We start from the raw sequence: 7,129 nt of genomic DNA, 5'->3' as shown, positions 1-7,129 counted from the left end.
ACTTTTTTTGTTACTTTTTCCTCTGCGTTTCTGCGACTCTGCGTTTAAACAAATTACCAAATAAACAATTCTCCTTTGCGTTCTTTGCGTCTTTGCGTCTTTGCGTGAAAATACGAATCAGTCCACAGTCTTCAGTAAGCAGTCTTCAGTAAGCAGTCTTCAGTAAGCAGTCCTCAGTCGGCAATCTTCAGTCTTCAGTTTGTGCTTGCCTGAATAGGGTTGACTTTTTTTGTTACTTTTTCCTCTGCGTTTCTGCGACTCTGCGTTTAAACAAATTACCAAATAAACAATTCTCCTTTGCGTTCTTTGCGTCTTTGCGTGAAAATACGAATCAGTCCACAGTCTTCAGTAAGCAGTCTTCAGTTTGTGCTTGCCTGAATAGGGTTGACTTTTTTTGTTACTTTTTCCTCTGCGTTTCTGCGACTCTGCGTTTAAACAAATAAACAAAAAGAAGTACTTAAAGTGCCTAGAGTACTTAGAGTTAGTGTATCGGATAAACAGATAAACGAATAAACAAAAAGAAGTACTTAAAGTGCCTAGAGTGCCTAAAGTACTTAGAGTTAGTGTATCGGATAAACAGATAAACAAATCACCAAATAAACAATTCTTCAAGAAAGTCTTAAATGAGGCTTTTTCGTGAAAATCTTCTTACAATGGCTACCAAAAGAATCAAGATGCTGATTAAGGATGCAATTCTACCTATGTAATCACCGGCATTTGCATAAAATGTAATCTTATTATTTAATGAAATTTTTTGTTTTATTGTTGCTCTCTCCCACCAATTTGTTTTTTGAATTATTTCTCCTTTTGAATTGACATAACAAGAAACCCCTGTGTTTGCAGAGCGTATAACATTCCTTCTCATCTCAATAGCACGCAATACCGAATATAAATAATGTTGTTTGTAACCAGGTGTATCTCCCCACCAACCGTCATTTGTGATAATAGTAATAATATTTGCTCCTTTCATCACAAAATCACCAAGATAATCACCATAAACCGATTCGTAGCAAATTATAGGTGCAACTTTAATATCATCATTTATTTTAAAAATACTTGCTTCTTTTTGTCTTCCAAGACTACCGCTTGTTCCTCCTAAATCAATAATTAATTTTTCAAGGAATTTAAATGTTTTAGGATAAGGCATTTGCTCAACTCCCGGAACCAACCTTGACTTATGATAAATTTCATAATTTAAATTGTGATCTAACATAAGTGCTGAATTATAACTATCGTAATATGTGCTATCAGACTTATAAAAACGTGCAGTAGGACTTAGCTCCTCTCCTTTTTTAAAAAATCTATAAGAATCCATTCCTGCAATTAATTTGATATTTGGATATTGTTTTAATAATCTGCTTATCAAAATCATGCTATTATTTGACTTAAGTTGGTTTTCATCAACAGGGCGTGAGATTGCTGTTTCGGGCCAAACTAACAAAACTGTATTGGAATCAATATTTTTTCTACTTAAGTTTAACAAATTTTCTATTTGCTCTTGATATGTTCCGCTTGCAAATTTCTCGGAGTAAGGGTCAACATTGGGTTGTACTATCACTACATTTTTTGGACTTTGCTCCAAAGTTTCAACTTTTATTAAGTTTGAAATTATTATAGGAACTATCACCACGAAAGCTACTAAAATAAATCTGAGATAAAAAGTGGAGTCTTTAACAATTCTTTTTATGCTTTTATTTAATCTTTTCAAAAGATAAAAAACAGAAATATTAACTAATAAAATCCAAAAAGTGCCACCCAGTATTCCTGTATATTCGTACCATTGAATCCATTCGGGTTTAACAGCAAAGGCATTTCCAAGATGGAGCCAAGGCCATGAAAAATCCCAGCTTAAATGTAACAGTTCATAAGAAAGCCAAAAACAAATAAAATATATTAATGATATTTCCTTTTTCAAATACCTTTTTACTTTATGAAAAAGCAACAAAGGAAGAGACATTAGCAATGAATTAATAAATATTGCCATAAATGCTCCTTCGAGAGTTGCATTATAAAGCCAATAGGTTGTTAAAGCATTCCAGATGAGAAAAGTAAGAAATGAAAACAGAAATAGTTTCAATTCCGAACGGTATATTTTTTTTCTATAAAAATCCTGCTCAATATAAAGTAGCGGAATAAACGCAAAGAAAATTAGAAACACATAATGTTTTGGAGGCCAAGCCATCCAAAGTACTGTTCCTGTAAAAATTGATAATCCTGTAAAATATAAATTTCTATTTTTTTCCATTGATAATAATTACAAATTCTCCTTTAATTATGTTATTTTCAAAATGTTTTAAAAGTTCTCCAATTGTTGAAGATATTGTTTCGGCATATATTTTTGTCAATTCACGTGAAATAGATGCTTCCCTATCCGCACCGAAATATTCCGTAAATTGCTTAAGAGTTTTAAGCAAGCGATAAGGAGATTCATAAAAAATCATTGTACGAGTTTCATCTTCAAGTTCTTTCAACTTTTTTGTACGACCTTTTTTATGAGGTAAAAAACCTTCAAAGCAAAAAGTTGTTGAAGGTAATCCTGATTCTACCAAAGCAGGAATAAAAGCTGTTGCTCCCGGAAGACATTCTACTTTTATATTATTTTCAATACATTTTTTGACAATGAGATAGCCGGGATCAGAAATAGCGGGTGTACCTGCATCCGATACCAAAGCAAATATTTTATCATCATCCTTTAGTTCCTTAACGATATTATCAACAAGTTTATGCTCGTTATGCTGATGATATGCTCTCTTTGCTGTGTTTATCTCAAAATGTTGTAGCAACTTTGATATTTGTCGTGTATCCTCTGCTAATACCAAATCAACTTCTTTCAACACTTTTAAGGCACGTAGAGTAATATCCTCTAAGTTCCCTATTGGCGTTGGTATGACGTATAATTTTGGCATCTATTAAATTTATTCAATTTCAATTTCTTCAACATGAATTACCTCTTTACTCGCTATTCCTGATTTATGAATAAAAACAAGAAAGGAACAATTTTCCGCTACCCATTCAGATTTAATTTCAACTTTATATTCTTTTTCAATTACCCTATTTTTTTCAGCTTGTTCAAAAAGAAGTTCTCCGTTGTACATAGTTAAAGCATCTCTAAAAACATGATTATGAGTATAAAAAGAATCAATAATTCCAAATGGTTTTATTTGCCAATCGACAATATTACTCTCTACAAGAAAAACGGAAATATAATGAGTATCAGAAAGATTTTCGGTATAATGTGCTTTCACTAATACTTTAGCAAAATCGCTACTGTCTGCTTTGTATGATGAACTCAAATGAATATTTACATCCGTAGTTTCATTTATTCGCTCACTCAAATGTCCTGACCAACTTGTAAAATTAATTAATATTCTTGATTCGGATGCAAATTTCACCCTGTCTATTCCACCTGATGGCAAACCTGTACAATTTCCTAAAAAGCTCAAAAGATTTGTACCGTCATCAGTTCTAAAATCATAATGACAGCTAAAAGGTTCAGTAAAAGCAAATCCTTCAGGATGAATTGAAACAGCAACTATTCTGTCAGGATATTGAGCTTGTAAGTCATGAATTTTTTGTGCGGCTTTTGGGCAATTAGGACAATTTACTCCTGTAAAATCCTCAATTAAAATATTTTTTGTTTGTGCATTTTCTGATGTTAAAGATATATAAGTTGTATCAATTAAAGATGTATCAACAATTTCAGGTTCAAAATTAATGTATGGTCCCTCCTCTTCACATGCCGTAAAAAAAACAATTATTGAAAATACTACTAATAATTTCTTCATATTTATTTTATTAAAAACTTGTTGTTAAATTAAATTTTACTCCGCTAAAAGCCGGCTCTACTCTACAAATCCCTCCTGTACATACAACACCCTCAACTTGTTTCATATATCCAATCTGAAATCTTGTTTGATGATGAGAATAAACCAAAGAAATATTATAGTAATGCTTAACCTCATCAAGTTTCTTAGGTTTTGTATTTATCATATCCGAAACAGAAAAAGAAAATTTTGGTGCAATATTATATTCCAGCAAAGTAAATAAAAAATCTCCATGATCTTGTTCTGTAAACAAATATTCTATTTCTGCCCTTAAAGATTTCTTTCTACTGAATTTATAAACAAACTCCGAATAAGGTGTAATTGTTTTAACAATCGCATCTTCCTGTGTTCCGTCTTTATAGTTATCAAGATGATTTTCATAAACTAATTTGTTGTAATAAATGGATTGTAAACCAATTGTTGATTTAAACTTTTTGCTAAATTTTTTATACCATTCAACATTTATTTCACTAAATAATTTATCATTTTTTTCATCTTCAACATAAGAATAATTTCCTTTTAAAGTATTTTTTTTGTTTGGGGAATAAGTTGCTTCTGTTTGAAATGCTTCCTCACCAAACTCCTGTGCAGAAATACTGTAACGAGCAAGAAGTGCTTTTGAATTTTGTTTGCTCATTGGAGGCATATAATTTATTGTTCCGTCAAGAAGTGCCATAAACGGTGATGTACGCATAGCAAAAGTTGTAGATTTTTTGTACTGCAAACTCAATCCGAATCCCATAACCGAATAATTCAAAGATGAATAAATAACATTTCCATCTTTATAAATAAATTTATCACCTGCTTTATTTTTTATTGCCTCATTTGTTTTTTGAGCATATTCAACATACCAATTTATATTTTTAAATATCAATGTGTTATAAAAAGTAGCTGCAAAATTATTCCACTTTGGAACAAATCTGTCTTCTAAAAGATATGAATTTATTTCATTGGCAATCAAACCCATAGTATTGTGATCAATTGTTCTGTTTATCAATCCAGCACCTGTTAATAAAGATGCTTTATCTTTAATATTAATATCCTTTTCGATATTAATTCCTTTAAGTACCTGTGGATGCATTCCAAACCTATATTTTTGTTTTCCAGTGAATGCTTTTGCTCTAAAATTATCCGAGAAATTATATTTCAATCTTATACCATTAATAGCGTAATCCAAACCTAATGTTCTGTCTTCAAAGGCTCTGAAAATTATTCCTGTACCAAATTGGTCATAAAAATACCCTGCTGTAATATCCAAATCACCAATCATTTTATTCACTGAATAAAAAGATAATCCTTGCTCGGTATAAACTTCGCTTGGGTCAAGTAATGGAGAATTATTGAACAGGTCATAGCGGACAGAAAAATTAAAACCGCTTATTTTATAATTCAAAAACATCCATGCCTCTGCTGAGGAAAGCTCATGTTTGTACTGAGAAGTGTTTGCCCCTATGGATGTATCTTTATCATAAAAGTTAGAATTTAGCATTAAATCACCCGAAAGTTGTCCTTGAGAAAAAACATAAAAGGAAGAAAGTAAAAGCAAAATAATAAAATATTTCTTTTTCATAATTTAATTAACCAAAATTAATAATTGTTGTTTGTAAAAATAATGCTAATTAGTTACTAAATCAACCCTTCATCAGCGAAGCTAAAGTATGAATTATTAGTAAAAATCAAATGATCAAGTAAAGAAATATCCAACAATTTTGCTCCTTGTTTGATTTTATTGGTAAGTTCAATATCGGCATTACTTGGCTTAGTATTTCCTGAGGGATGATTATGACAAAGTATTACAGAAGAAGCAAGTTCTTCAATACAGTATTTAAAAATTATTTTGGGGTCAACAATAGTTCCTGAAATTCCACCAATGCTAATTTCTTTAGCATTAATAATTTGATTTGACCTTTTGAGGAGTAAAATATAAAATTTTTCTATATTCAAATCCGCAAAGTTAGAATACATAAAATCGTAAACAGATTTACTGGAACTAATCTTAGGATTTTTTGAAGGAAATTTGGAACGTCTGTTACCTAATTCAAGTGCGGCAGCAATAGTAATTGCCTTTGCTTCTCCAATTCCCTTAAACTTAATCATTTGGGAAACACTTAGTTTTGCAAGTTCATTAATATCATTTTCGCAACTATTAAGTATCTCTTTACCTAAATCAACTGCTGATAATGACCTTGTTCCGCTACCTATGAGAATTGCTAATAATTCAGCATTAGTTAATGCCTTAGCTCCTTTTGAAAACAATTTTTCCCTTGGTCTGTCTTCTTCAGACCATTGCTTAATTCCTAATCTTTTTTTATCATTGCTCAAAACACTAAAAATTGTTTTAGCAAAAATTTAAGACAGTGTGTTAACAAACTTTGCTAAGGATGACTTTTGGTTAGCTGCTTTGTTTTTATGAATAACATTCTTTTTTGCAAGTTTGTCAACCATAGCAGTAATGCGGTTATATTCCTTCTCTGCTTCACCTTTATTAGTCAAAGTTTTAAACTTTGTAATTGCATTACGGAGAGTCTTGTACTGATACTTATTTCTTAGTCTCCTAACGTTATTTTGTCTTATTCTTTTAATTGCTGATTTATGATTTGCCATTGTTAATTTTTTAAGGATGCAAAAGTAATAAATTTATTATTAATGAAATATTTCTTTAACTTTTTTATTTACTTATTTTAATAATTTCTTCTTCAAGATTATATTCGTCTCCTTCAACATAACCTGTGTGTCTGTAAACAATTTCACCATCTTTGTTTACCAGAAGTGTAAAAGGTGGATTGGAGTAATTTAAGGCTCTTTTTGTATCACTATTTACATCAAGCAAAGCATCAAAATCCCATCCTTTACCATTTACAAAAGGTTTTACTTTCATAGCATTTCTTGAATTGTCAATTGATATAATTACAAATTCCATATCATATTCATCATACCAATCATCAAGTATCTCGTTTATATTTGTAATCTCTTTAATACAAGGTGCACACCAAGTTGCCCAAACTGAAATAACTGTAATTTTTTCGTTTTCTGCGTATTTGTTAAGGTTTACTATTTTTCCGTTAAGGTCTTTTAATTCTAATGAAGGTAGTTTTTTATTTTTCACTTCTACTTGAGAAAAAGCCATTGATACAAATAATACTGAAATAAGTAATAAAATGATTTTTTTCATACTTTAAGCTATTTTAATAAGTTTTCAAAAATAAATAAGTTATTTGAATTTAATCAACTTTTCAAACGGTTTGCAAATTTGGTGCAATTTTTTTTAAATGCAATTTTTAGATGTTAAGTTTTCCACAAAGGCG

The 7,129-nt window shown here is 30.5% G+C and carries 7 protein-coding genes; all 7 read right to left on the bottom strand.

What is annotated here, in order from left to right; translation table 11 throughout:
- Positions 1-619: 619 nt before the first annotated feature.
- The 7 genes from lnt to U9R42_14690 all read right to left on the bottom strand — a co-directional run bounded on the left by lnt (position 620) and on the right by U9R42_14690 (position 6,996).
- Positions 620-2,245, bottom strand: coding sequence for an apolipoprotein N-acyltransferase (gene lnt, locus U9R42_14720; GenBank protein ID MEA3497278.1), 1,626 nt, complete (start codon positions 2,243-2,245; stop codon positions 620-622).
- Positions 2,232-2,906 (bottom strand): 16S rRNA (cytidine(1402)-2'-O)-methyltransferase, encoded by a 675-nt coding sequence (gene rsmI / locus U9R42_14715; protein ID MEA3497277.1) that lies wholly within the window; start codon positions 2,904-2,906, stop codon positions 2,232-2,234. The genes lnt and rsmI overlap by 14 nt, the downstream gene beginning before the upstream one ends.
- 9 nt (positions 2,907-2,915) lie before the next feature.
- Positions 2,916-3,785 (bottom strand): Omp28 family outer membrane lipoprotein, encoded by an 870-nt coding sequence (locus U9R42_14710; protein MEA3497276.1) that lies wholly within the window; start codon positions 3,783-3,785, stop codon positions 2,916-2,918.
- A 10-nt stretch (positions 3,786-3,795) separates the two neighbouring features.
- Complete coding sequence (locus tag U9R42_14705; protein ID MEA3497275.1) at positions 3,796-5,394, bottom strand: DUF6029 family protein; 1,599 nt, start codon at positions 5,392-5,394, stop codon at positions 3,796-3,798.
- Between the two features lie 56 nt (positions 5,395-5,450).
- Positions 5,451-6,146 carry a DNA repair protein RadC gene (radC, locus tag U9R42_14700; protein ID MEA3497274.1) on the bottom strand — a complete coding sequence of 232 codons (696 nt, stop codon included), beginning with the start codon at positions 6,144-6,146 and terminating at the stop codon, positions 5,451-5,453.
- A 27-nt stretch (positions 6,147-6,173) separates the two neighbouring features.
- Entirely contained in the window at positions 6,174-6,428 is a 255-nt protein-coding gene (gene rpsT, locus U9R42_14695; protein MEA3497273.1) for a 30S ribosomal protein S20, read from the bottom strand.
- Between the two features lie 64 nt (positions 6,429-6,492).
- On the bottom strand, positions 6,493-6,996 hold the full coding sequence (locus U9R42_14690) for a TlpA disulfide reductase family protein (protein MEA3497272.1): 504 nt from the start codon (positions 6,994-6,996) through the stop codon (positions 6,493-6,495).
- Positions 6,997-7,129 lie beyond the last annotated feature (133 nt).

The sequence above is a fragment of the Bacteroidota bacterium genome (assembly GCA_034723125.1).
Classification (GTDB): domain Bacteria; phylum Bacteroidota; class Bacteroidia; order CAILMK01; family JAAYUY01; genus JAYEOP01.
This window is presented reverse-complemented; position numbering and strand designations above follow the sequence as displayed.